The sequence below is a fragment of the Janthinobacterium tructae genome (genome assembly GCF_006517255.1).
GTDB lineage: Bacteria > Pseudomonadota > Gammaproteobacteria > Burkholderiales > Burkholderiaceae_D > Janthinobacterium > Janthinobacterium tructae.
In genome coordinates, this window is the sequence record NZ_CP041185.1 from 1770536 (window position 1) to 1795566 (window position 25031).

Sequence of the window (25031 nt, forward strand, 5' to 3'; positions counted from 1 at the left end):
AGGACATCAGGCAGCCATTTCCTGGGGCTGTGCAGTGGTGTGCGCCATGGCGCGGCGCAATACCTCCGCCATCTCGCACTGCGCCTGGGCTTCGACAGCGGGAGCAGCCGGGGCTGCAGCCACCGTGGCGACGCTCGCATCCTGGCCCAGCGCCTTGTCGAGCGCATGGTCGTCGCGCAGCAGGTCGGCCATGCTTGGCAGCGATACGCCGGCCTTGGCCGCATCCTTGGCATCGACGTTGAAGTACACGTCCGTCATGTCGACCGTCTTGCCGTTGGCCAGCGTGGCGCTGCTGCGCTCCAGGTGCAGGTTGTCATTGGCGTCGAGGAAAGGCAGTTCCGTGTAGGACACCGTCAGGCTGGCGACGCCGGCGTCGTGCAACGACATCAGTTCGCCGTCGTCCGTCACGCCATTGCTGTTGGCGTCGCGCCAGATGCGCAGTTCGGCAAACTTGTCATCTTTCGCGTCGACCACGCCGTCGCCGTTCGAGTCATAGCTGGACAGCTTGGCAAAGCCCGTGCCCTTTTCATTGCCGCCAAACAGTTCGGAGATGTTATCGATCTTGCCATTGCCATTGCTGTCGATGGCCAGCAAGCCGTCATGGGCCGAGACCCAGCCCGACTGGATGGCGCTGCCCGTACCCAGCAAGTCGAAGCTGCCGTGGAAATCGGCGCGGGCGATGGTATGCACGCCGTCGCCATTCAGGTCGATCACGATAGGCGTGATGGCGGCATCCCAGCTCATGTCGTTCTGGCCCGATGCCAGTTTCAGGACATCCGTGTAGACCACGTTGGCATACGAGCCATTGCTGTTGACGTCGGAATCGATGTTGTCGTTCGAACCCACGTTCTTCACGCCCCAGCGCCAGCTATCCATGGCGTAGCCGGCGTGATACACGCCCGATTTGTCGAACTTGAGCGAGTAGCTGCCCGGATCGAGGTCGGCAAACTTGTAGTTGCCATTCGAGTTGGTGTAGGTGGTAGCCAGCAGCGCGCCACTGCCCGAAAACAGTTGCACCTTGATGTTGGCGATGCCCGCCTCATTGCTATCCTGTACGCCGTCATGGTCGGCGTCGCGCCACACCTTGTCGCCCAGGCTGGCTTTGCGGTAGATGCCCGCATCCCAGCTCATGTCGTTCTGGCCGGCGGCCAGGTTGATCAGGCCGGAACGGCCCGTGCTCGCATCGATGTCGGAATCGCTGGCGTCATTGCCGACATTCGCCTTGGTGTAATAGAAACCCGATGGACGCACGACTGCCACCTTGTAGCTACCGGCGACGAGATTGTCGAACAGATAATTTCCGCTGGCATTTGTCGTTGTCGTGGCGATGATCTGGTTGTTGGCATTGAGCAGGTTGACTTTCACACCCGCCACGCCCAGTTCGCCCGCATCCTGCACGCCGTTGTAATTATTGTCTTCCCACACGCGATTGCCGATGCTGCCGGTAACAGGCGCGCATTTGACCAGGCCCGCATCCCAATCGAGCTGGACATCACCCGATTTCAACGCGATCCAGGTGGTGGTGAGGCCGGTAGCCGGATTGACATCCGAATCGGTGGCGTAGCCGCCTACGTCCGCCTTGGTGAAATTGTAGCCGGCTGGTGGCACGAAACCCAGGTAGTAATTGCCTGGCACCAGGTTGCTGAACAGATAATTGCCGCTAGCATCCGTGGTGGCGCTGGCCACCACGGCGCCTGCGGCGTTGTACAGATTGACTTTCACGCCGCACACGCCCGCCTCGCCCGCGTCCTGCGTGCCGTTGCCGTTGGCGTCAAACCACACGCGGTCGCCAATGCTGGCGGTTTTATACAGGCCGGCATCGAGGTCCTTGTAGTTCTGGCCTGCGGCAACGGTCACCAGGGCGCTCTGACCCGCCGCGTTGATATCGCTGTCGAGCGCATCGTTGCCACCGGCATCCTTGACCGTGCTCAAATAGCCTGGCGGCGCGACGACGGCAACCGAATACGTGCCAGCATCGACGCTGAAATTGTAATAGCCGGTAGCATCCGTGACGGTCGAGCCGATCACGCTGCCAGCTGCATTTTTCAGCTGCACGGTGACGCCGCTGATGCCCGCTTCGCCCGCATCCTGCACGCCGTTCATATTGGCGTCATGCCAGACGCGGTCGCCAAGCGAGGCCGGCAAGGCCACGATGCCCGCATCCAGGCTATGGTTGCTGTCGCCGGAAGCGAGCAATACTTGCGCCGTCTTGCCGTCGATGGCGCTGGCGTCGGAATCACGCAGGTCATCGCCGCCCTGGTCCTGGCCCGTAAAGGCATAGCCGGCAGGCAGGCTGGTCTTGTCGAACTGGACGCTGTAGGCGCCCGGCTTCAGATTCGTGAACAGGTAGTTGCCATTCGCGTCCGTGACGAGCGGGCTGCCGACGGCGTTGCCCGAGGCATCGAGCAAGGTCACTTTGACGCCGGCAACGCCGGCTTCACCCGCATCTTGCACGCCATTCTTGTTAGCATCGAACCACACGCGGTCGCCCAGCTCGGCGGCGCGGTACAGACCCGCGTCCAGGCTCGAATTGGTCTCGCCCGGCGCCAGGGTGACGGGCGCCATGTTGCCGGCCGCATCGATATTGCTATCCTTGGCCGCGTCGCCGCCCTGGCTTGCAGCAGTCGCCGTGTAGCCATTCGGCGTCACCACGGTGACGGAATACGTGCCGGGATTGACATCGAAGTGGTAACCGCCATTCGCGTCGGTGGTGGTCGATGCCACCACGGCGCCGGTGCCATCTTTCAATTGCACCACGACATTGGCGATGCCCGCTTCGCCCGCATCCTGCACGCCGTTGGCATTCTTGTCTTCCCAGACGAAGTCGCCCAGGTGGGCCATCGGTACGTTGAAGGTCAGGTGATGCGGCACCAGGCTCAGGTCTTGTGCGTTGCAACCGGCAGTGCCGCCGTCATCGCGCACCTTGAAGCCCAGATCGAAATTGCCGGCCACGGTTTGGCTCGGCACGAAGACCAGGTGGCCCGCGCGGATATCATCGATGGAGACTTCCGTGCCGACCGCGACGGCCACGCCGTTGAGCAAGACTTGCCCTGCCGTGGTGGTATTGGTGATGACGATGGACTTGAAGCCGTCGTGCTCGACGTCGTCGTGGAAGCCGAAATCGCTTTCGCTGAGTACGACGCTGGCGCCATCGACCAGGTTGAAGGTCTTGTCGGCCGCATCGGGTGCGTCGTTGACGGGATCGATGATCACTTGCAGCTCCAGTTGGACGAGATCGCCATTGCCCTTGTCGATCGTCACCTGGATGGTCGAGAAATTGCCATTGTAGTTGGCGGCCCAGTCGCCGGGACGCACATACACGGTGTCCGCGTCGAGCATGCCAAACAGGGGGGTGTTGACGGTCGATTCCGTATCATCCGGCAACAGGACAGTGAAATTCTTGATGTTCAACTCGCCTTGCGCCGTGTAGCCGGCCTGTATCAGCAAGTCGCGGATATCGAAGTTCTTGTTAATGTCTTCGCACACGTGAACCGTGGTCGACAGATTGTAGGTAGTCATGCGGCCTCCTGGCGGAGGACGGGAATCGAAAGGGCCGGGCCGCAATCAGCCTGGCCACGCAGAGTGGCAAATGTATACATAGGATGGGCTTCCAAGAAAAAGAACTTGTTTATAAAAACGCGAAGCCGGCAGCATCTTGTATACAGTTTCGAGGGACACAGGAGCTAAACGACACAACCACACATCGGGGTATGATTGTCTTTCAGGCATTTAAGTTGTCTCAATTATATTTCAAATGTTTTCAGAAGTGAATCGTTTTTTTGAAAACAAATAATGTATATGACAATTGAATTGCATCCTTGGCAATTTATATGATTTTATTGATAAAATCATCGCCACCGTGCGTCGCTCGCGGCGAAAATGCATGCGCCCTTCTCCGCCGATGCCACAATCGCCTACAATCTCGGGATGAATCAACTTACCCTCGTCTTGCCCTTCGCCTTGCCCAATGCCGAACTGGCTGCCGACCTGCTCAAGGTCTTGCAGGCGCCCGCGCTGGCGGCCCTGCTGTCGCGCACCTCCACTTGCGATTTGGAAACTTTTGACAACGCCAAGCGCCTGCTGCCGCATGAAGCGTGGCTGGCGCACGCCTTGGAACTGTCGCCCGCGCCCAACGGCGAGGCGGCGCAGGCGGCCTTTGCAACCCAGGCCATGCGCGGCTACGGCCTCGTGCCGGAACCGGGCGGGCGCTATTTCCTGCTGCACCCGGCCCACCTGGCCATTGCCCGCAGCCATATCAGCCTGGAAGACTTGCGCCAGCTCAAGCTGAGCGAGACCGATGGCCGCGCCCTGTTTGACATTGCGTCCCCGTATTTCGACGAGATCGGCCAGCCCTTGGCGTATGGCGACGCAGGCACCTGGTTCATGCGCGCCGATGGCTGGAGCGACTTGCAGTGCGCCTCGCCGGACGCCGCCACCACGCAAGACCTGTCCGTCTGGATGCCGGAAGGCGAGCACGCACGCGCTGCGCGCCGCCTGCAAAACGAAGTACAGATGCTGTGGCATGAACACCCTGTCAACGCGGCGCGCGAGGAGCGGGGCTTGAAAGCCATCAATTCCTTCTGGATCTGGGGCGGGAGCGTGGCAACAGTGGACGCTGCGCGCTGCGCCGCCAGCCTGCATACCAGGGACGCACCGGGCTGGCTGGCCGCACTGGCGGAACCGGCGCAGCGCGAGGCCAGTCCAAACAGTGTGCTGGCGGACCAATCCGATGCAATCGTCGTGCTGGGCGGCCTGATCGAAGCGGCGCAGGCCCAGGAATGGGGCATGTGGCTGCAACAGTTACAAGCACTGGAAGCGGACTGGTTCGCCCCCCTGCTGGCGGCCGTAAAAGATGGCCGCATGGGCCAGCTGCGCCTGGTGCTGAGTCACCGCGACGCCTGGCTAAGCTGCACCACCAGCAAGCATGCGCAGCGCAAATTCTGGCGCGCGATTACCCTGAACAAGTTGAAAGCATCATGACCCGTACCCGCATCGCCACCCGTCCCTGCCCTTACCGCGAATCCGAATCGCTGCGCCAGGGCGGCATCCACCCAGTGCTGGCCCGCCTGTACGCTTCGCGCGGCCTGACGGACGCGAAGGAACTGTCGAGCGAACTGGCGGCCCTGATGCCGCCGTCCGGCTTGCTGCACATCGACGCGGCCGGCGTCTTCCTGGCCGACGCCATTGCCGCCAAGAAACGCATGGTCATCGTGGCCGACTACGATTGCGACGGCGCTACCGCCTGCGCCGTGGCCATCCGCGGCTTGCGCGCCATGGGCGCCGACGTCGATTTCATCGTGCCCAACCGTTTTGAATACGGCTACGGCCTGACGCCGGAAATCGTCGCACTGACGGCCCGCGAAAAGTCGCCCGACATCATCATCACCGTCGACAACGGCATCGCCAGCATCGACGGTGTGGCCGAAGCGAACCGGCGCGGCATCCAGGTGGTCGTTACCGACCACCATTTGCCGGCCGACACCCTGCCCGACGCGGCCGTCATCGTCAACCCGAACCAACCCGCCTGCGGCTTTCCCAGCAAGAACCTGGCTGGCGTGGGCGTGGTGTTCTACGTGCTGCTGGCCCTGCGGGCGGAACTGCGCCGGCGCGCTGTATTCGATGCGCGGACGCAGCCCAAGCTCGACAACCTGCTCGATCTGGTGGCGCTGGGCACGGTGGCCGACGTGGTGCGCCTCGATAGCAACAACCGCATCCTCGTCGCGCAGGGCCTCAAACGCATGCGCAAGGGCAATATGCACGCGGGGGTGGCCGCCCTGTTCCGCGTGGCGGGCCGCGAAGCGCGCAGCGCCACGCCGTTCGACCTGGGCTTTGCCCTGGGCCCGCGCCTGAATGCGGCCGGGCGCCTGCAGGACATGTCGCTGGGCATCGAATGCCTGATCACGGACGACGAAGGCCGCGCCTGGGCACTGGCACAGCAACTCAACGACATCAACCTGAAGCGCCGCGAAATCGAGGCGGACATGCAGGATACGGCCCTGCTGCACCTGGACGCTTTTGAGCCGGCCAACAGCAGCACCATCAGCGTCTTCGATGCCTCCTGGCACCAGGGCGTGATCGGCATCGTCGCCTCGCGCCTGAAGGAAAAATTTTATCGCCCGACCATCACGTTCGCACCTGGCGCCGATGGCTGGATCAAGGGCTCCGGCCGCTCGATTCCCGGCTTTCATTTGCGCGACGCGCTCGACCTGGTGTCGAAACGGGCGCCCAGCCTGATCGACAAGTTCGGCGGCCACGCCATGGCGGCGGGCCTGACCATCCGCGCCGACGCCTTCGAGGCGTTTTCCCAGGCCTTCGAAGCCGTGGGCCAGGCCTGGCTCAGCCAGCAACAGCTGGAACGGGTAGTGGAAACGGATGGCCCGCTGGAAGACGCCTACTACACGACGGCTTTCATCGAGCTGATGGATGGGCAAGTGTGGGGCCAGGGCTTCGCCCCGCCCGTCTTCTGCGATGAATTCCGCGTCGTCAGCCAGCGCATATTAAAAGAGCGCCATTTGAAACTGCTGCTGGAAAAGAACGGCGTGCGCTTCGACGCCATCTGGTTCGGCCATACCGATTCCCTGGGCGAACGCAGCCGGGTCGCCTTCCGGCTCGATGCGAATGAATACAATGGCACGACCAAAGTGCAACTCATGGTGGAGCACGCCGAACCTGTGTAGTGACACCTGACAGTACCTACTGCGCGTCGGTATAGGCCGCCTGCGATGCTCACCGTACCAGAAGTACGGTTGCGCTTCTCGACCGCCTCTCCCTTCCGCTCGCTACGGTACTGTCAGGTGTTGCGACGTTTGTGGTCTTATTGCTGTGTCTCATGCTTACCTGGAACAATGTCGCATCAAACTGCAACGACGACTTGAGCCACCAGACACACCAACTAAAAACAGCGCAATGCGGGCAGCCTGGCGCAGCGGCTGGCGGCCTGCCGCGCAGCGCCGTATCCAGGCATGGCGTTTGAGGTTGACGTTTGAAAAAAGTATATTCGTTAAATTCGTTAAATTCATTCAATCATCAGGAAGTACATGCGCCGTTGCTGTGAAAAAACACTGTCACACATCGATACCCCTCTGATAACCTTGCCTATAAGGCTTAATCAAGCTGGCAAGATTGCCTCCGACAATAGGCAAATTCACCACATATCATTATAAAAATGAACATGTTCATTGAAAATAGTTAACACTTATTTGGCAAATTCACTAGAATTGATAACGCATCAGGAAATTTGTCGCGATGCATGATCAATTCTGAGGGCAAACCCGCCGAAAGGCGGGGACGCAAAGCCACCGGCCTACCGCGCGCAAGCGCCACGGCAGCGGGGCTGCCAATGCAGGGCCGGGACCGCCAGCGCGCGGCACCATGCCAGGATGCATTGTCGAGATGTGGCCCTCGCCAACTCGGAGAGTTTCGCCATGAAAAAATTCATCCCCCCGCATCCCCGTCAAGGGCGTTTGCTGCTGGGCGCCACTGCCGCCATCCTGCTGGGCGCTTGCGGCCCGGGCCAGGAGACCTCGGTGCCGCCCGCTGCCATTGCCACGGCGGCAACCCAATTCACTGTCGAAGTGCCCGTCATCCCCGCCGCCGTCGGTGCGCTGGTGGCGCAGCCGATGTTCCATGCCGCCCCCGCCCTGCTCGATGCACCTGACGGGCGCGACAGCGCAAACAGCAGCGGCTCGGCCCACTGGCGCCCGCACATGCAGCGGGTACCCGGTGCCATGACGGACATCAGCACGCGCCGCCTGACGGCGCAAAAGATCGCCGCCGCGCAACAGGCGGCGCAAAACATCGCACCGCTGCTGGACGGCGGCGCGGCAGACATCGCCGCACCGATGGCCGGCAGCAGCGTGGTGGCCACCTACTCGCCCGCGCAAATCCGCGCAGCCTACGACCTGCCCGCGCTGCCGGCAGCGGGCACGGCGCTGACACCGGCCCAGGCGGCCCAGCTGGGCGCGGGGCAGACGATCTATATCGTCGACGCCATGCACAACCCGAACGCGGCGGCCGAACTGGCCATCTTCAACCAGAAATTCGGCTTGCCCGCCTGCACCACCAAGGCCATCGCCACGAATGCCACCCTGCCCTTGCCGCCCGCGCCGGCCAGCGGCTGTGAATTTTCTGTTGTCTACAACACGCCATCGAGCACCATGACGGCCACCGCGCCCGCCTATAACTCGGGCTGGGCCATGGAAATCGCGCTCGACGTGCAGTGGGCGCATGCCACGGCGCCGCTGGCGCGCATCGTGCTGATCGAGGCGCCCGACGCTTCCATCAACAGCCTGCTGGGCGCCGTGCGCCTGGCCAACCTGATGGGGCCTGGTGTCGTGTCGATGAGCTTTGGCGCCGTCGAAGGCAACTGGACGGCGTCCGTCGACAGCGCCTTCACGGGCAAGAATATGACGTATCTGGCCGCCACGGGCGACTCGGGCAGCAGCGTGTCCTGGCCGTCCGTGTCACCGAACGTGCTGGCCGTGGGCGGCACCACGCTCAGCTACAGCGGCACGGGCACGCGCAGCGAAGCGGCTTGGTCCGGCACGGGCGGCGGCATCAGCGCCTATACGGCACTGCCCTCCTACCAGAGCGCCAGCAACGTACCGGGCATGACGGGCTTGCTGCGCCGCAATGTGGCCGACGTGGCCTTCAATGCCGATCCCGCCACGGGCCAGTACACGGCCGTGATGGCACAGGGCAGCAGCACCGCCAGCTGGCTCAGTATCGGCGGCACCAGCCTGTCCACGCCACAGTGGGCCGGCCTGATCGCCATCGCCAACGCCAGCCGCGCGCTGCAAGCGAAGACGGCGCTCGGCTTGCCGCACAGCATACTGTACGGCCAGATCGCCACCGTACCCGGCACCTTTGCCAGCAGCTTTGCCGACATCACGCGCGGCAGCAACGGCACCTGCAGCGTCTGCACGGCCAGGGTCGGTTACGACCCGCTGGGCGGCCTGGGTACACCCAACGTGAAAAGCCTGCTGACCAGCCTGTCGGGCATGCCCGCCGCTCCGGTCGCGCCCGTGGTGACGGGGGCCAGCATCAGCGGCATGGTCGGCACGCCGCTCTCGTTTACGGTATCGGCCAGCGCGGCCAATCCCCTCAGCTTTTCCATGCTCGGCGCGCCGGCCGGCATGAGCATCGCCGCCACGGGCGTCGTCAGCTGGACCGCGCCCGTGGCCGGCAGCTATGCCGTGACCATGGTGGCGCGCAATACCGTCAGCGGTCTGACCGGCCAGGCCGTGTACAACATCGTCATCGCGCCGCAACCGGCGCCTGTCGTCGCCGCCGGCGCCATCGCGGGCAAGGTCGGCACGGCGCTGGCCTTCAATGTCAGCGTCACCGCACCGAACCCCGTCAGCTATACGCTCACCGGCGCGCCGGCCGGCATGAGCATCAGCAGCGCGGGTCTGGTGAGCTGGGCGGTGCCGCTGGCGGGCAGCTATGCCGTCAACGTCACGGCCAAGGACAGCAAGACCGGCTTGAGCGGCAAAGGCATCTACACGGTGGCCATCGCCGCCCCGCTGCCGCCCGTGGTCACCGTCGCCGCCGTCAACGGCAAGCCCGGCGTGGCCCTGTCATTCACCGTCACGACGGTGGCGCCCAACCCCGTCACGTACACGCTGTCGGGCGCGCCAGCCGGCATGAGCATCAGTGCGGCCGGCGTCGTCAGCTGGGCCAAACCCGTGCTGGGCACGTATAGCGTGACCATCATCGCCAAAGACAGCAAGACCGGCCTGTCGGGCCAGGCCGTGGCCACGGTGAAAATCGCCGCCGCCGGTCCCACCATCACGGCCGCAGCCATGACGGGCGTGGCAGGCAAGGCCATGAGCGGCAGCATCGTGCTGACGGCGCCAGGGGCGACCTCGCTGCGGATCTCGATCGACGGCGCGCCGCTGGGCATGCAGTTTTCCATGAGCGGCCTGACCATCACGGCCTACTGGCCGCAGCCGGTGACCGGCAGCTATACGCTGAAGGTGGTGGCGCTGGACAATAACGGCTTGACGGCGCAACTGAACGTGCCTGTCACCGTCACGGCAAAATAAGCCAGCGCGGTCCGCCAACGGGGCGCAGCGGGACACCTGTCCTGCTGCGCCCCTTTTTCATGCGCGCGGACCTTGCAACGAATCCTGAAAAGGAGTATAAATAGTCCATAAACAGAGTTTTATTGAAGGAGTGCCATGAATCTCGCCTACGCCTACCCCAAGAGCCGCTTCGAGCCTGCCGTGCTCGTCGACCTGAATGCCAAAGCCGAGCGCGAGCGATTGTCGCAGGCCGCATTGAAAGGGTTTTTCAAGCTGGCCGCCGCCTGGAAACTGCGCGACGACGATGCGCGCGAACTGCTGGGCGGTCTGTCCAGCAGCGCCTGGTACGAGTGGAAAAAGCACCCGGACCGCGTGCTGGAAGTGGACCGCATCACGCGCATTTCCTATTTGCTGGGCATCTACAAGGCCTTGCACATCCTGTACGGCGACAAGCTGGCCGACGAATGGGTGAGTTTGCCCAACAAAAACCCGATCTTCGCTGGCCGCACACCGCTGTCGCAGATGCTGGCCGGCGGCTTGCTGGCCATGCAGACGGTGCGCAAGCTGCTCGACGCGCGCCGCGGAGGGCTGTAATCTTGCCCGCCACCACCGCCCATGACCACCTGCCGCCGCTGGCCGCCTTGCGCCAGATCGACACTTGCCGCCTGATCCCGTCGCGCTTCGCCGACATGGAGGACTCCGTGCTGGCGCCGCTGGCCGAAGACGACGATCACCTGCGCGAACTGTTCGAGCTCGATAACGCGACCAACGCCCGCCTGGTGGCCGAATATGGCGGCGCGCCAGGAATTGGCGTGGACGAGCTGGTTTTTGGCGTGCCAAACTTTCGCATCATCAACGCCGCCTACACCTACGCCCGCCCGGAAGGGGCGCGTTTCAACGATGGCGAGCGGGGCGCCTGGTATTGCGCCTTCGACATGAAAACGGCGCTGGCCGAGATCATTTTTCATAAAACTGTGGAATACCAGGAAATCGACTATTTCGACGACAGCGTCAGCTACCAGTCGCTGCTGGCCGATTTTTCCGCCAGCTTCCACGATCTGCGCGGCCAGCAGCGCTACCAGGCTTGCCTCGATCCGGCCAGCTACATCGCCTCGCAAGACCTGGCCGCCATCCTGCTCGAAGCCGGTTCCATGGGCGTGATCTTCCCCAGCGTGCGGCACGCCAGCGGCACCAATCTGGCCTGCTTCCGCCCTGCCCTGGTGGGCAATGTTCGCAAAGGCGCCGCCTATCGGTTAACATGGCAGGGTACGCCGACGCCGCGCGTGGAAGCCCTGTAAGGCCAGCCAGCCGCGCGCAACGGCACCCGACTCACCGAACATTGATATTTCGCATGCAAACCAATCCTGAAAAAGACACCGAACTGCGCCTCAAAGTGAACAGCGAAACGGCCCGCCTGGCCTGGAGCGAACTGGAAAAGCACTTTGCCCAGGGCAACGTCGTCTGGGTCGCCAATGAACTCGACCTGGTCGAAGTAGCCGTGCGCATCTCGCACGACGACAAGTCCACCATCACGCAATGGATGGTCGATGGCAAAGTGGCCAAGGTGTCGGACCAGCAGGCGCTGGACTGGCAAGCGGCCGATGCGGCCCTGTGGGCCGTCGTCGTCAGCCCGTTCATCTTAGTGCAGCAGGAAAAGCCGACGCAACACTAAAGACTGCGCTCGAACAGCAGGCGCAGCGTAGCGCTGCCGTCCAGCCGCGTCACGCTGTCGCTGCGGCCCGCATCATCAACATACGATTGCCCTTGCAGCTGTCGCTGGCGCAGCAAATTGGCCGCTGACAGTTTCAGACGCTCGGCCGGGCCGCGCACGGCAATGCTGCCGCTTTCCAGCACGTAGCCGTCATCGGCCACGACTGGCGTCGAAAGCGGCAGGCTGATGAGAGGTTGCCAGCAGATGGCATGGCGGCAAAAAAAATGCCGCTTCGCGTACGTCACGAAGCGGCACGTCCACTGGCAAGCCCGGTTAATGCACGCTTACTGGCTTTCGATGCTGGTGTTGCCAGCCGCCACAGGCAGTCGCAGGCCCGTATCGACCACACTCAGGCGCAAGCCCGGCAAGACATTGCTGTTCACCGATGCCGTCGTCAGCACCACTGGCGTGCTGCCCTGCCCCGGCTGGCCGCGCTCCGCCACCACCTGCACAGCGTCTTCCTTGCTGGTCACGGTTTCGCCTTTCGCCACGACATCAGCCTGCACCATATTGCCCTGCGATGGCGCCACATTGACCGCCGCGATCACGCTGGCCACCGCGCTTTGCAGCGCTTCGGTCGGCTTGACGGTCAATACGCCCGGCGTGTACGTCAACGCATAGTTGGTCGACGTCTGGCCGGCCGCCGACACCAGATAACTGCCCGATGGCGTAGCGATGGTGGCCGGCGTGCTGAACGCCAGATTGCCGCTGACCTCGTTCGCCAGCGTGTCGTTGCCCAGCAAGCCCGTATAGCTGGCCGTGAAGGCCGGATTGACATTGCCCTGGTCTTTCTCGGCATTGCCCACCTTCACCCCCAGGGCCGCCTGCGTGATGCTGGCCGTGGTGGTTGCCGTGGCGTTGACCGTGTAATTGCCGGCGTCTGTACCGCTGAGCGCAATGCCGTTCACCGTCACCGTTTTGTTGGCGCCGGCGTTCTTGTCGGCAAAGCTGGCGCCGCTATTACTGATGCTCAGCACATCGCCGGCGATACGGTTGTCCGCCAGGGTCACGCTGGCATTGGTGCTGGTGTCATACACGCGCGGCGCGGCGCCCGTGGCGCGCACCAGCAGGCTGGCCGGCGTAATGCTGGCCGTCAAGCCGCTCGGATTGCTGACCGTATAGTTGCTGGCCAGGCCGGTGATGGTGTCGACCAGGCTCGTGCCCGTCACCGTCACCGCCTTGGAGGTGGCCGCGTTCTTGTCGGCAAAGCTTGCTATCTGGCCAGCCAGGCCCAAGGTTTCGCCCGCCACCAGGCCCGCCAGCACGCCACCGGACAATTGCGCCGCCGTATTGCCGTCGTAGACCTTGTTGCCAGCCAACTGGCCCGCCACCGTCAATGCTTTCGGTGTGATGCTGGCCGTCAAGCCCGTCGGATTGCTGACCGTGTAGTTGCTGGCCAGGCCGGTGGCCGTGTCGAGCAGGCTTGTGCCCGTCACCGTCACGGCTTTGCCATTGGCCGCGTTCTTGTCGCTGAACACGGCAGTTTGACCAGCAATGCCCAGGCTTTCGCCGGCCACCAGGCCGCTCAGGGCGCCACCGGACAGGCTGGCTTGTGCATTGCCATCATAGACCTTGTTGCCAGCCAGCTGGCCCGCCACCGTCAATGCTTTCGGTGTGATGCTGGCCGTCAAGCCCGTCGGATTGCTGACCGTGTAGTTGCTGGCCAGGCCGGTGGCGGTATCAACCAGGCTCGTGCCCGTCACCGTCACGGCTTTGCCATTGGCCGCGTTCTTGTCGCTGAACACGGCAGTTTGACCAGCAATGCCCAGGCTTTCGCCGGCCACCAGGCCGCTCAGGGCGCCACCGGACAGGCTGGCTTGTGCATTGCCGTCGTAGACTTTGTTGACCGCCAGCTGGTCCGCTACCGTCAAAGCTTTCGGTGTGATGCTGGCCGTCAAGCCGCTCGGGTTGCTGACCGTATAGTTGCTGGCCAGGCCGGTACTGGTATCAACCAGGGTCGTGCCCGTCACCGTCACGGCTTTGCCATTGGCCGCGTTCTTGTCGCTGAACACGGCAGTTTGACCCGCAATGCCCAGCGTTTCGCCACCCACCAGGCCGCTCAAGGCGCCGCCGGACAAGCTGGCTTGCGCATTGCCGTCGTAGACTTTATTGCCGGCCAACTGGCCCGCCACCGTCAAGGCCTTGGCCGTGATGCTGGCCGTCAAACCGGTCGGGTTGCTGACCGAGTAATTGCTGGCCAAGCCGGTGGCGGTATCAACCAGGCTCGTGCCCGTCACCGTCACGGCTTTGCCATTGGCCGCGTTCTTGTCGCTGAACACGGCAGTTTGACCCGCAATGCCCAGCGTTTCGCCACCCACCAGGCCGCTCAAGGCGCCGCCGGACAGGCTGGCTTCTGCATTGCCGTCGTAGACTTTATTTCCGGCCAACTGGCCCGCCACCGTCAAGGCTTTCGGCGTGATGCTGGCCGTCAAACCGGTCGGGTTGCTGACCGAGTAATTGCTGGCCAAGCCGGTGGCGGTATCAACCAGGCTCGTGCCCGTCACCGTCACGGCTTTGCCATTGGCCGCGTTCTTGTCGCTGAACACGGCAGTTTGACCAGCAATGCCCAGGCTTTCGCCGGCCACCAGGCCGCTCAGGGCGCCACCGGACAGGCTGGCTTGTGCATTGCCGTCGTAGACTCTGTTGACCGCCAGCTGGTCCGCTACCGTCAAAGCTTTCGGTGTGATGCTGGCCGTCAAGCCGCTCGGGTTGCTGACCGTGTAGTTGCTGGCCAGGCCGCTGGCCGTGTCGACCAGGGCTGTGCCCGTGACCGTCACGGTTTTGGCCGTGCCCGCATTCTTGTCGGCAAACGCCGCGCTCTGGCCGCCGATCACCAGGGTTTCACCGCCAACCAGGCCGTTCAACACCCCACCGGACAGGCTGGCGACTGTATTGCCGTCGTAGACTTTATTGCCGGCCAGTTGGCCCGTCACAGTCAAGGCCTTGGCCGTGATGCTGGCCGTCAAGCCGATCGGGTTGCTGACGGTATAGTTGCTGGCCTGGCCGGTGCCATCGGCCAGGCTGGCGCCGCTGACGGTGACCGTTTTGTTGCTGCCCGCGTTCTTGTCGCCGAACACCCCCGTGGTGCCTGACAATACCAGGGTTTCATCACCTACCAGGCCGTGCAAGGCGCCGCCGGTCAGGCTGGCCGCCCGCGTGCCGTCGTAGACCTTGTTGCCCGCGACAATGCCACCGATGGTCAGTTCCTTCGGCGTGATATTGGCCTGCAAGCCGGTCGGATTGCTGACGGTGTAGTTGCTGGCCAGGCCGGTGCCATCAAGCAGGCTCGCGCCGCTGGCCGTCACGGCAATGTTGCTGGCCGCATTTTGCGTGGCGAACGTGCCCGTCAAGCCGGACAGCGACAAGGTTTCACCGCCGACCAGGCCATTCAAGGCGCCGCCCGTCAAGCTCGCCGCAAGCGTGCCGTCATATGCCTTGTTGCCTGCCGCCGCGCCCGTCACCGTCAGCGCTTTCGGCGTGATGGCACCGGTGCCGCTGGCCGTATCGCTGGCCAGGGTGTAATTGCCCGCATCCGTACCGCCGAGCACGATGCCTTCGACATGCACGGTTTTGCCGGTGCCGGCGTTCTTGTCGCTGAACGCGGCCTTGGTGGCGGTGAAAGACAGGCTGTCGCCGCCGAACATGCCGTTGTAGGTAGCGCCGGCGTTCAAGATGGCAGCGTCCGTGCCGTCATACGTCTTGCCGGCGGCCGTGATGCCGCTGACGCTGGCAATTTGCGCCTGCGTGATGGTACCCGTGCCCGTGCCGGTGATGGCCGTCAGATTGTAGTTTCCCGCATCGGTCCCGCCCAGAGTCAGGCCGCTGGCATTGACAACCTTGCCGCTGCCGGCGTTCTTGTCGATGAAGTTGGCCGAGGTGGCGCTGACGTTCAAGCTGTCGCCATTGAACATGCCGGCAAACGTGGCGCCTGCGTTGCTGACGGTAGCCGTATCCGTGGCGTCATACGTCTTGCCGGCGGCCGCGATACCGGCCACGCCGGTGATCAGCGCCTGCGTGATGGTACCCGTTCCCGTGCCGGTGGTGGCCGTCAGGTTGTAGTTGCCCGCATCGGTCCCGCCCAGGGTCAGGCCGCTGGCATTGACAACCTTGCCGCTGCCGGCGTTCTTGTCGATGAAGTTGGACGAGGTGGCGCTGATGCTCAAGCTGTCGCCATTGACCATGCCGGCAAACGTGGCGCCGGCATTGCTGACGGTGGCCGTGGTGGTCGCGTCATAGACCTTGTTGCCAGCGACAATATTGCTGACGCCGCCGATATTGGCCTTGGCGATAGCGCCCGTACCGGTGCCGATGTTGCTGGCCAGGGTGTAGTTGCCCGCATCCGCGCCACCGAGTGCGATGCCTTCGACATTGACGGTTTTACCGGTGCCGGCGTTCTTGTCGCTGAACGCGGCCTTGGTGGCGGTAAACGTCAGGCTGTCGCCGCCGAACATGCCGTTGTAGGTGGCGCCGACGTTCAAGATGGCAGCGTCCGTTCCGTCATAGGTCTTGGCTGCGGCCGTGATGCCGCTCACGCTGGCAATTTGCGCCTGCGTGATGGTACCCGTGCCCGTGCCGGTGATGGCCGTCAGATTGTAGTTGCCCGCATCGGTCCCGCCCAGGGTCAGGCCGCTGGCATTGACAACCTTGCCGCTGCCGGCGTTCTTGTCGATGAAGTTGGCCGAGGTCGCGCTGACGTTCAAGCTGTCGCCATTGACCATGCCGGCAAACGTGGCGCCGGCATTGCTGACGGTGGCCGTGGTGGTCGCGTCGTACACCCTGGTGCCAGCCGCAAAGCCGCTCACACCCGTGATGGTCGCCTTGGCGATATCGCCCGTACCGGTGCCGATGTTGCTGGCCAGGGTGTAGTTGCCCGCATCCGCGCCACCGAGTGCGATGCCTCCGACATTGACGGTTTTACCGGTGCCGGCGTTCTTGTCGCTGAACGCGGCCTTGGTGGCGGTAAACGTCAGGCTGTCGCCGCCGAACATGCCGTTGTAGGTAGCGTCGGCGTTCAAGATGGCAGCGTCCGTGCCGTCATACGTCTTGCCGGCGGCCGTGATGCCGGTCACGCTGGCAATTTGCGCCTGGCTGATGCTGCCCGTGCCCGTGCCGGTGGTGGCCGTCAGGTTGTAGTTGCCCGCATCGGTCCCGCCCAGGGTCAGGCCACTGGCATTGACAACCTTGCCGCTGCCGGCGTTCTTGTCGATGAAGTTGGCCGAGGTGGCGCTGACGTTCAAGCTGTCGCCATTGAACATGCCGGCAAACGTGGCGCCGGCATTGCTGACGGTGGCCGTATCCGTGGCGTCATACGTCTTGCCGGCGGCCGCGATACCGGCCACGCCGGTGATCAGCGCCTGCGTGATGGTACCCGTTCCCGTACCGGTAGTGGCCGTCAGATTGTAGTTGCCCGCATCGGTCCCGCCCAGGGTCAGGCCGCTGGCATTGACAACCTTGCCGCTGCCGGCGTTCTTGTCGATGAAGTTGGCCGAGGTCGCGCTGACGTTCAAGCTGTCGCCATTGAACATGCCGGCAAACGTGGCGCCGGCGTTGCTGACGGTGGCCGTATCCGTGGCGTCATATACCTTGCTGCCAGCGACGATGTTACTGACCTCACCGATATTGGCTTTGCTGATACTGGCCGTCACGGAGGTATCGGCCAGCGTGTAGTTGGATGCCAGGCCACCGCCGCTGCCATTGTTCAGGGCGGTGTGGACGGTGACTACCTTGTTATTGCCGGCGTTCTTGTCGGCAAACGCGGCCGTAGGGCCTGCCGCCAGCGTTTCGCCGCTAACCAGGCCGGTGATGCTGCCCTTGTTGATGGCGGCCGTCTCGCTGCCATCGTACTCTTTGTTATCCACCGCCAAGTTGGTCCAGGTCAGCGTCTTGGGCGTGATGGTGCCGGTAACGTTGGTCGGCGCGGTCACCGTATAGTTGCTGGCCAGGCCGGTGCCGTCAAGCAGCGCACCGACCGTCACCGTCACCGCCTTGCCGGCGCCAGCGTTCTTGTCGTTGAAGGTGCCCGTCTGGCCGGACACGCTCACGGTTTCCCCGGCAACCAGGCCGCTCAGGGTGCCGCCGGTCAGGCTGGCCTTGGTATTGCCGTCATACGCCTTGGCGCTGGCCGTCATGCCGCTCAGGGTCAGCGCCTTGGGCGTGATGCTGGCGCTCAGGCCCGTCACCGCGCCGACCGTGTAATTGCTGGCCAGGCCGCCGCCAGTGCCATCGGACAGCGCGCCGCCCGTCACCGTCACGGCCTTGCCGCTGGCCACGTTCTTGTCGCCAAAGACGCCGGCAAGGCTGGACAGGCCCAGCGTTTCCGAGCCGACCAGGCCGGACAGGCTGCCGCCGCTGACGGTGGCCGCCGTGCCGCCATCGTAAACTTTGTCGCTTGCTGTCGCGCCGGTCACCGTCAGCGCCTTGCGCGTGATATTGCCGGTCGCGCCGGTGGCGTTGCTGACCGTATAGTTGCTGGCCAGGCCAGTGCCGTCGCCGAGGGTGGCGCCGGTCACCGTCACGGCCTTGCCGTTGCCCGCGTTCTGGTCATTGAATGCGCCGCTCTGGCCGGACAGGCTCAGGGTTTCACCGATCACCAGGCCATTCAGGGTACCGCCCGAAATGGTCGCCTTGGTGCTGCCGTCATAGCTCTTGCTGGCAACGCTTACGCCGCTCACCGTCAAGGCTTTTTGTGTGATATCGGCCGACAGGCCGGTCACGCCACCGAGCGTGTAGTTGCTGGCCAGGCCGCCGTTAGCGCCGTCGGACAAGCTGCCGCCGGTGACCGTCACCGCCTTGCTGGTGCCGGCGTTCTGGTCGGCGAAAGCGCCCGACAGCGCACCCAGGTTGAGCAATTCGCCGTTGATCATGCCGCTCAAAGTGCCGCCGGTGACCGCCGCCGCCGTGCTGCCGTCATAGGTCTTGTTGCCAGCCACGGCGCCGGACACTGTCAATGCCTTGGGCGTGATGGCGCCGCTGCCACTGCCGCTGCCAGCGGTCAGGTTGTAGTTGGCCGCGTCCGTGCCGCCCAAGGTGAGGCCGCTGGCGGTGACGGTCTTGCCGTTGCCAGCATTCTTGTCGGCAAACGCGGCGGTGGTGGCGCTGACGTTCAAGACGTCGCCATTGACCATGCCGCCAAAGGTGGCGCCGGCATTGCTGACCGTGGCGGAGGTAGAAGCGTCATACTCCTTGCTGTCGGCCACGATGTTGCTGACAGTATTGATGGTGGCCTGGGTGATAGTGGCCGTCAAGCCGGTCGGATTGCCGACCGTGTAATTGCTGGCCAGGCCGGTGCCGTCGGCCAGCGTGGCGCCACTGATGGTCACCCCCTTGCCGCTAGCGACGTTTTTGTCGGCGAACACGCCCGACAGGCCGGACAGGCCCAGGGTTTCCGAGCCGACCAGACCGCTCAATGCGCCGCCGCTGACCGTGGCCTTGGTGTTGCCGTCATAGACTTTGTTGCCAGCCGTCGCGCCCGTCACGGTCAGCGCCTTGGGCGTGATGTCGCCCGTCACGTCGGTCGGATTGCTCACCGAATAATTGCTGGCCAGGTTAGCACCGTCGGCCAGCGTGATGCCGCTCACGGTCACGCTCTTGCCGATACCGGCGTTCTGGTCGGAAAACGCGCCGGTCTGGCCGGAGAAGCTGACGGTTTCCCCTGCCACCAGGCCACTCAAGGTACCGCCCGTCAGACTGGCCGTGGCATTGCCGTCATAGGTCTTGGCGCTGGCCGTCATCCCGCTCACGGTCACAGCCCTCTTGTCGATAGTCACGCTGCCCGCGCCATAACTGATGATATAGCCACGCTGGCCGGAATACAGGCCCCCGGCGGTAATGGCGTAGGTGCCGACGTTGACGGCGTAGCCTGCCGTGCCGGTGTTCAAGGTCCCCAGCAGCGATGCATAGGCGCCAGACCGGTTGGCGGTGACACCGGAGGCCGTAAAGGTGCTGGTGCCGTCATAGGTTTTGCTGTTGTTCAAGGCAAAATTGACCTGCAACGGCGTCATGAAGGCGCGCAGCAAGGGATAGGTGTTGCTGTCGTAGATAATCCAGGTATTGGCCTGGTCCCAGAGCGCTGCGGTGTAGGTGGCCGGCGATTTCATTTGCGCGGTGGTCAAGCCCGTGCCAGCGGCGCTGGTGGCCTGCCCGCTGGTGGCGGTGTCCCAGAAGTTGCCGGTGGCGCTGCCAGTACTGGCGCCCGCCAGGCCGCCCGTATTGCTGCTGCCCGTGACCGCGCCGGTGGCGTAGTTATTGGTCAAGGCGCCGGAGTTGAGGCCAACCAGGCCGCCCACCGTATTGGTGCCGGTCACCGCGCCCGAAGCGTAGCTATTGCTGACAGTGCCGCTGTTGTTGCCGACCAGGCCGCCGGTGTTCGCGGTGCCGGTCACGCTCATGGTGCTGTAGCTGCCGCTGATGGTGCCGGCGTTGTTGCCGACCAGCGTACCGGTATCCGTGGCGCCGTTGACGCTGCCGCCGTCCAGGCCCACATTGCCGATGGTCACCGTGCCGGTGGTTACACCGAACAGGCCGGTACTGTCGATGCCCGGACGGTTCAGCACCAGACCGGAAATGACATGGGCGGCGCCGTCGAAGGTGCCGGTGAATGGCGCCGCCGCGCTGGTGCCGACCGGCACGAACGTGGCGCCATTCCAGACGTCGCCCGTGGTGCCGGTGGCCGCCACATCGAGGTCGCGGGCCAGCGTGTAATTGCCGGCCAGGTTCATCGCCATCAATTGCAATTGATGCGGCGATTTGATGGTGGTGCTGTACTCGGACGACAACATCGGTCCGGTGGCGCCTGTCGCGTTGCCGGCGCTGTTGAGCGTGCCGTCGGTATTGACCATGACCCAGTTGTTGCCCGACTGGCTGGTATTGGTGGTGAAACTGAAGTTGTCGAAGCTGGCGCCGGAGCGCATTTGTGTCGCGCTCAGGCCGCTCACCTTGGTCTGCGATCCAGTGCCGCCGCCGATGGCGGAACCCAAGTTGACGGTGGAATTGAAGTAACCGCCGGTGATCGTCGCGCTTGCGTTGTTGAAGCCGATGACGCCGCCTGCCACCGTGGTGCCGGCGACGGTGCCGGTCAGCGTGACCTTGCCGGAAGAATAGACATTGGTGACCGAGGCGCCCGCAGTGCTGGTGCCGTTGGCGCCGACCACGCCGCCCACCGAGCTGGTGGCGCCCGTGACGTCGCCGGTGGCGTAACTGTTGCTGATCGACGAGCGGTTATTGCCGACCAGTCCACCCGTGGATACGCTGGCGCTGGCAAGACCGCCCAGGCCCAGGCCCGTCACCGTGCCGGTGGCATAGCTGTTGTTGATCTGCGACGAGGAGGTGCTCCAGCCCACCAGCCCGCCAACATGGCCGCTGCCCGACACGGCGCCGGTACTGAAGCTGTTGTTGATCAGGGCACTCGAACCACGGTTGCTGGCCACCAGGCCGCCGGCGTCGATGCCGACCGCTACCGCGCCAGTATTGAAACTGTTGGTAATGGCGCCGTAATTGATGCCGACCAGGCCGCCACCGGTATGCTTGGCGGTAGCGGTGACGGCGCCCGTATTGTAACTACCGGTGATCTTGCTGGCCTTGGTGCCAAGGCCCACCAGGCCGCCAATCACGGTATCGAGCGTCGCGTTGGTGACGCTGATCGTGGCGGCGCTGCTGCTGTTAAGGATGGTGCCGCTGTTTTTGCCAACCAGGCCGCCGATATACGCATAACCGGGGGTGCTCAGGGTACCGGTCACATAGGCATTATTGATCAAGCCAGAATTGGAACCCACAACCCCTGCCACATTACCATAGGAACCACTGCCCGGCACGCTGGAACTCAGGTTGACGTTAAGCACGCCGACATTGCGGATCTGCGCAGACGTAGTGATCGTACCGAACAGGGCGGCCGAGACGTTGCTCGTGCTGTTGCTACTGGTCAAGCCGGTAATCACGTGGCCCAGACCCTCGAACTGCCCCGTAAATGGCGTAGTATTGGTGCCGATTGCGATAAAACCTTTGGTGCCCCATATGGCTGTGTTGGACGTGGCGCTGGCGTCGATATTCGCGCCCAGCGCATAGTTGCCCGACATGAGGCCCTTCATGCCTTGCAAATCGGTGCCAGTGACGCTGCCGGCCGCGCCCAGGCTAGTGATCATCGTATAGACCTTGGTGGTGCCGTCACTGCCCTGCTTGGTACTGAAACTATTGCCCGAGGGGAGATTGACCTCGGCCTTGATCGTGATATGCGAGGCATTGCTCGACGCGAGGGCGCTCTGCCCATATTCGAGTGCCAGGCTGGCTGTGCCGGTGCCGGTCATCGGCCTGTTGATGTTGATATTGTTTTGCGCAGTCAGGGTCAGCTTGTTGGCCGACCAGGCAATCGCTTCGTTGACATTGACGTCGCCGGCCGTGCCGCCGGTGCCGTCGGTGCTCTGGATCTGCACCGAGCCATTGCTCAGGCCGACCATCAGGTCGGTGCCGGTCATATTGCCGCCGGACGCGGCGATCGTGAAGTCGACCGGGTCGATCAGCCAGGTGCCGGACAGGCCATTGGCCGCCTTGGTCGTCACATTGATGCCCTTGGCAATATTCACATGCGCGGCCGAGGTATCGATAAAGCCGCCCTTGCCACTGACGGGCGCGCTGGCGTCCAGCGTGCCGCCGGCGTTCACCGTGCCGGTTTGCATGTCGCCCAGCAACTTGATCGTGCCGCCGCGCGTGTCTATCGTCTGCGCCTCGATCACGCCCGTGTTGTTGACGACGGTTTTCAGCAAGTCTCCGGCCGCCTGCGCGCTCAAGACCACGCTGCCGCCGTCCGCCCGGATCATGCCGCCATTGTTGACCAAAGCACCCACGGCGCCCGCGTTGACAGCGACATTGAGCAAGCCGTCGCCCGCCACGTCCAGCGTGATGGCGCGGCCCGCCGCCAGGGCCACCGAACCGAGGCGTGCCTGGATCGTGCCCTCGTTCGACACGTTGGCGCCCAGCAAGGCCACATAGCCGCCCGGTGCGCTGATCGAGCCTTGGTTCAGGACTTTTCCCGTGCCATTGCCGCTAAATTGGTACTTGCCTGCCATGAAGTCGGCGTTGTTGATATCCAGGGTGGAGGCCACCAGCCCGGCCGTGTTGACGGACGCGCCCTGGCCGAACAGCACGCCGTTCGGGTTGACGATAAACACCTTGCCGTTGGCCGACAGGTTGCCGAGGATGGTCGTGCCATCGCTGCCCAGCACGCGGTTCAGCGCCACCGCATTGCTGTTGGGCTGCTGGAATTGCACCGACTCGCCCTTGCCGACATTGAAACTGGCCCAGTTGATGACGGCGTTCTGGCTGCCCTGCTTGATCACCGTGGCGCCCGCCGCGCCGTTGATCGTTGCCTGGCCCGCCACCACCGTGCCGCCCGTGGGCCCGGCCAGCGCCAGACTGCCGTAGCCGAGCATCAGCGCCGCCGCCATGCTGGTCAAGGCGAAATGCGCGCCGCCCCCGCTGCATCCTGGCATCGAACGCTTGCCGGCGGATTTGACGTTTTCGGAAACGGCGGCGTAAGCGCCTGTGGCCTGGTTCCAGATGGAGCGGTAGATGCGGTTCATGGCGGTGTCCTGATTTTTTAGCTTGTATTAATTAGAAGTACTTGACGGCTTGCAGCCAGAAGCGGCCTGCCGCATCCGGTGCGGAGGTCGCCTTGGCATTGCCCAGCTTGTGTGCGTAATACGCTTTCAGCACGAGCGCGTTGGCGCCCGTCCACGTCACGCCCATGCCGGCGCCGCTCAGGGTGCGGCGGTTCTCGCCGGCGCTCCACGCATTGCGATTGAGCTTGACGCTGCCCGTGTCGGCAAAGGCCAGCACCTGCAGCTGACCGGGAAACGCAGTAAACGCCGTCACGTTCTGGCGCAGTTCCAGATTCAGCACGTAACCCTGGTCGCCGTATGCCTCGCCGCCCGGATAGGCGCGCACGCCGCCCATGCCGCCGATGCCCATCTTTTCCGACACGTCGAGATTTTTCGACGCCGCCTGGCCGCTGAGGCTGCCGAACAAGCTCGTCTCGCCGCCCAGGCTTTGCAGGCGCGCCGCGTTGAAGGCGAGCTTGTTGAAGTGACCGTTGCTCTTCACCGTCAGCTGGTCGATCAGGCGCGCCACCGGCGTTTCGATGTCGATCTTGCCCGTGGTGTAGGTCAGCGAATAATTGCTGAAGCCACCGCCACCCCAGCCATCCTTGGCGTCGCCGTTCAGGTTCAGCATCCACACCCTGGCCGTCTTGTCATTGACGGTGCCCGTCGATTCCGTGCGATCCTGGAACGTCTTGTCGTCGTAGCTGACCTGCGCATACAGGTTGCTGCTGCGCGAGCGGATCAGCGGATAACTGCCATACGCGCTGGCGATCTTCGCCGTGCCCTTGGCCTCGAGCACGGCAAATTCCTTGCCCAGCTTGTAATCCATATACGTGTAGGCGCCGCCCAGGCGCAGCAAACCGGCCTGCCCCTGATACGCCAGGCGGCCGTAGTTCAAGCCGTCGGCCGAGGTAAACGCGCGCACGCTGGCCACGTCGCCGATGCCGGCCAGTTCATTGATGTTCAAGGTGGCGCCGATGCGGTTGCGGCCCGTGTAGCGGTTGCCCTGGTTATCGACATCGATGCTGCCGTTGAAGCGCGATCCCGGCTGCACCTCGACGATCAGGTCGGACGCGCCCAAGGACGCGCCCGGCGCCAGGGTCGAGCTGACCTGCACGCCCGGCAAGTCCGACAGCAGCAGCAAGCGCCGCTCCAGCGGCGGCGTGGAAATCACTTGCCCGTCGAGGCCGGCCAATATCGTGCCGGCCAGGCCGTCGGACAGATTGCTCTGGTTGCGCAGCTGCACTTGCCCATACTGGCCCGGCAGCACGTTGATTTGCACCACGCCATCCTCGATATCTTGCGCGGGCAGATACGCTTGCGCGAGGAAATAGCCACGCTTCTGGTAATAGCTGGCGATATTGGACGCCATGGCGCGCAGCTCGCCCAGGGTCAGCTCGCTGCCCGGCACGAAACCCGTGCTGGCGATCAGTTCGCTTTCAGGAAACACGGGCGGCGCCGTCACCTGCAGGCGCTGCACGGTGATGCGCGTGGTATCGCCCACCGTGGTGGCCGGCACATTGCCCTGTTGCACGCGGATAGCCGGCAGCGCCTTCGGCAACTGGGGAGCGACGGGAATCTGCTGCAGCTGGCTGCCTGCGCTGGGGGGATCGACGGCGTACGCGTTCTGGATCAACAGCAGCAGAGTCAGGGGCAGGAGTTTGGTGCGCAAAAGAATCCTCTCGATACATCATCAGCGGTGGGAGG

General features: G+C 63.8%; 10 protein-coding genes and 1 riboswitch. Of the genes, 6 read left to right on the plus strand and 4 right to left on the minus strand.

The window, feature by feature from the left end:
- Positions 1-6 precede the first annotated feature (6 nt).
- Positions 7-3519: an SdrD B-like domain-containing protein gene (locus FJQ89_RS07845; protein WP_141169760.1), complete on the minus strand. Its 3513-nt coding sequence runs from the start codon at positions 3517-3519 to the stop codon at positions 7-9.
- Positions 3520-3927: 408 nt separating this feature from the next.
- On the opposite strand from FJQ89_RS07845, the gene FJQ89_RS07850 reads away from it, so the two are divergent.
- The 6 genes from FJQ89_RS07850 to FJQ89_RS07875 all read left to right on the plus strand — a co-directional run bounded on the left by FJQ89_RS07850 (position 3928) and on the right by FJQ89_RS07875 (position 11697).
- On the plus strand, positions 3928-4980 hold the full coding sequence (locus FJQ89_RS07850; RefSeq protein ID WP_168208397.1) for a hypothetical protein: 1053 nt from the start codon (positions 3928-3930) through the stop codon (positions 4978-4980).
- Positions 4977-6677: a single-stranded-DNA-specific exonuclease RecJ gene (gene recJ, locus FJQ89_RS07855; RefSeq protein ID WP_141169762.1), complete on the plus strand. Its 1701-nt coding sequence runs from the start codon at positions 4977-4979 to the stop codon at positions 6675-6677. Before FJQ89_RS07850 ends, recJ begins: the two co-directional genes overlap by 4 nt.
- Before the next feature lie 577 nt (positions 6678-7254).
- Positions 7255-7341: riboswitch (cyclic di-GMP riboswitch) on the plus strand.
- 83 nt (positions 7342-7424) lie between these two features.
- On the plus strand, positions 7425-10046 hold the full coding sequence (locus FJQ89_RS07860; RefSeq protein ID WP_141169763.1) for a S53 family peptidase: 2622 nt from the start codon (positions 7425-7427) through the stop codon (positions 10044-10046).
- A gap of 135 nt (positions 10047-10181) precedes the next feature.
- Complete coding sequence (locus tag FJQ89_RS07865; protein ID WP_141169764.1) at positions 10182-10619, plus strand: antitoxin Xre/MbcA/ParS toxin-binding domain-containing protein; 438 nt, start codon at positions 10182-10184, stop codon at positions 10617-10619.
- 2 nt (positions 10620-10621) lie between these two features.
- The gene (locus FJQ89_RS07870; RefSeq protein WP_141169765.1) at positions 10622-11323 is read left to right on the plus strand and encodes an RES family NAD+ phosphorylase; all 702 of its coding nucleotides are present in this window, start codon (positions 10622-10624) and stop codon (positions 11321-11323) included.
- Positions 11324-11376: 53 nt separating this feature from the next.
- Positions 11377-11697, plus strand: coding sequence for a DUF2288 domain-containing protein (locus FJQ89_RS07875; protein ID WP_096235806.1), 321 nt, complete (start codon positions 11377-11379; stop codon positions 11695-11697).
- On the opposite strand, the gene FJQ89_RS07880 is transcribed toward FJQ89_RS07875, so the two are convergent.
- Genes FJQ89_RS07880 through FJQ89_RS07890 form a run of 3 tightly spaced genes read right to left on the minus strand, consistent with a single transcriptional unit; the run spans position 11694 to position 24996 of the window.
- Positions 11694-11981, minus strand: coding sequence for a hypothetical protein (locus tag FJQ89_RS07880; RefSeq protein WP_141169766.1), 288 nt, complete (start codon positions 11979-11981; stop codon positions 11694-11696). The two genes, FJQ89_RS07875 and FJQ89_RS07880, sit on opposite strands and share 4 nt — an antisense overlap.
- Before the next feature lie 39 nt (positions 11982-12020).
- Entirely contained in the window at positions 12021-23306 is an 11286-nt protein-coding gene (locus tag FJQ89_RS07885) for a YDG domain-containing protein (protein WP_141169767.1), read from the minus strand.
- A gap of 31 nt (positions 23307-23337) precedes the next feature.
- Positions 23338-24996 carry a ShlB/FhaC/HecB family hemolysin secretion/activation protein gene (locus FJQ89_RS07890; RefSeq protein ID WP_141169768.1) on the minus strand — a complete coding sequence of 553 codons (1659 nt, stop codon included), beginning with the start codon at positions 24994-24996 and terminating at the stop codon, positions 23338-23340.
- Between the last annotated feature and the right edge of the window lie 35 nt (positions 24997-25031).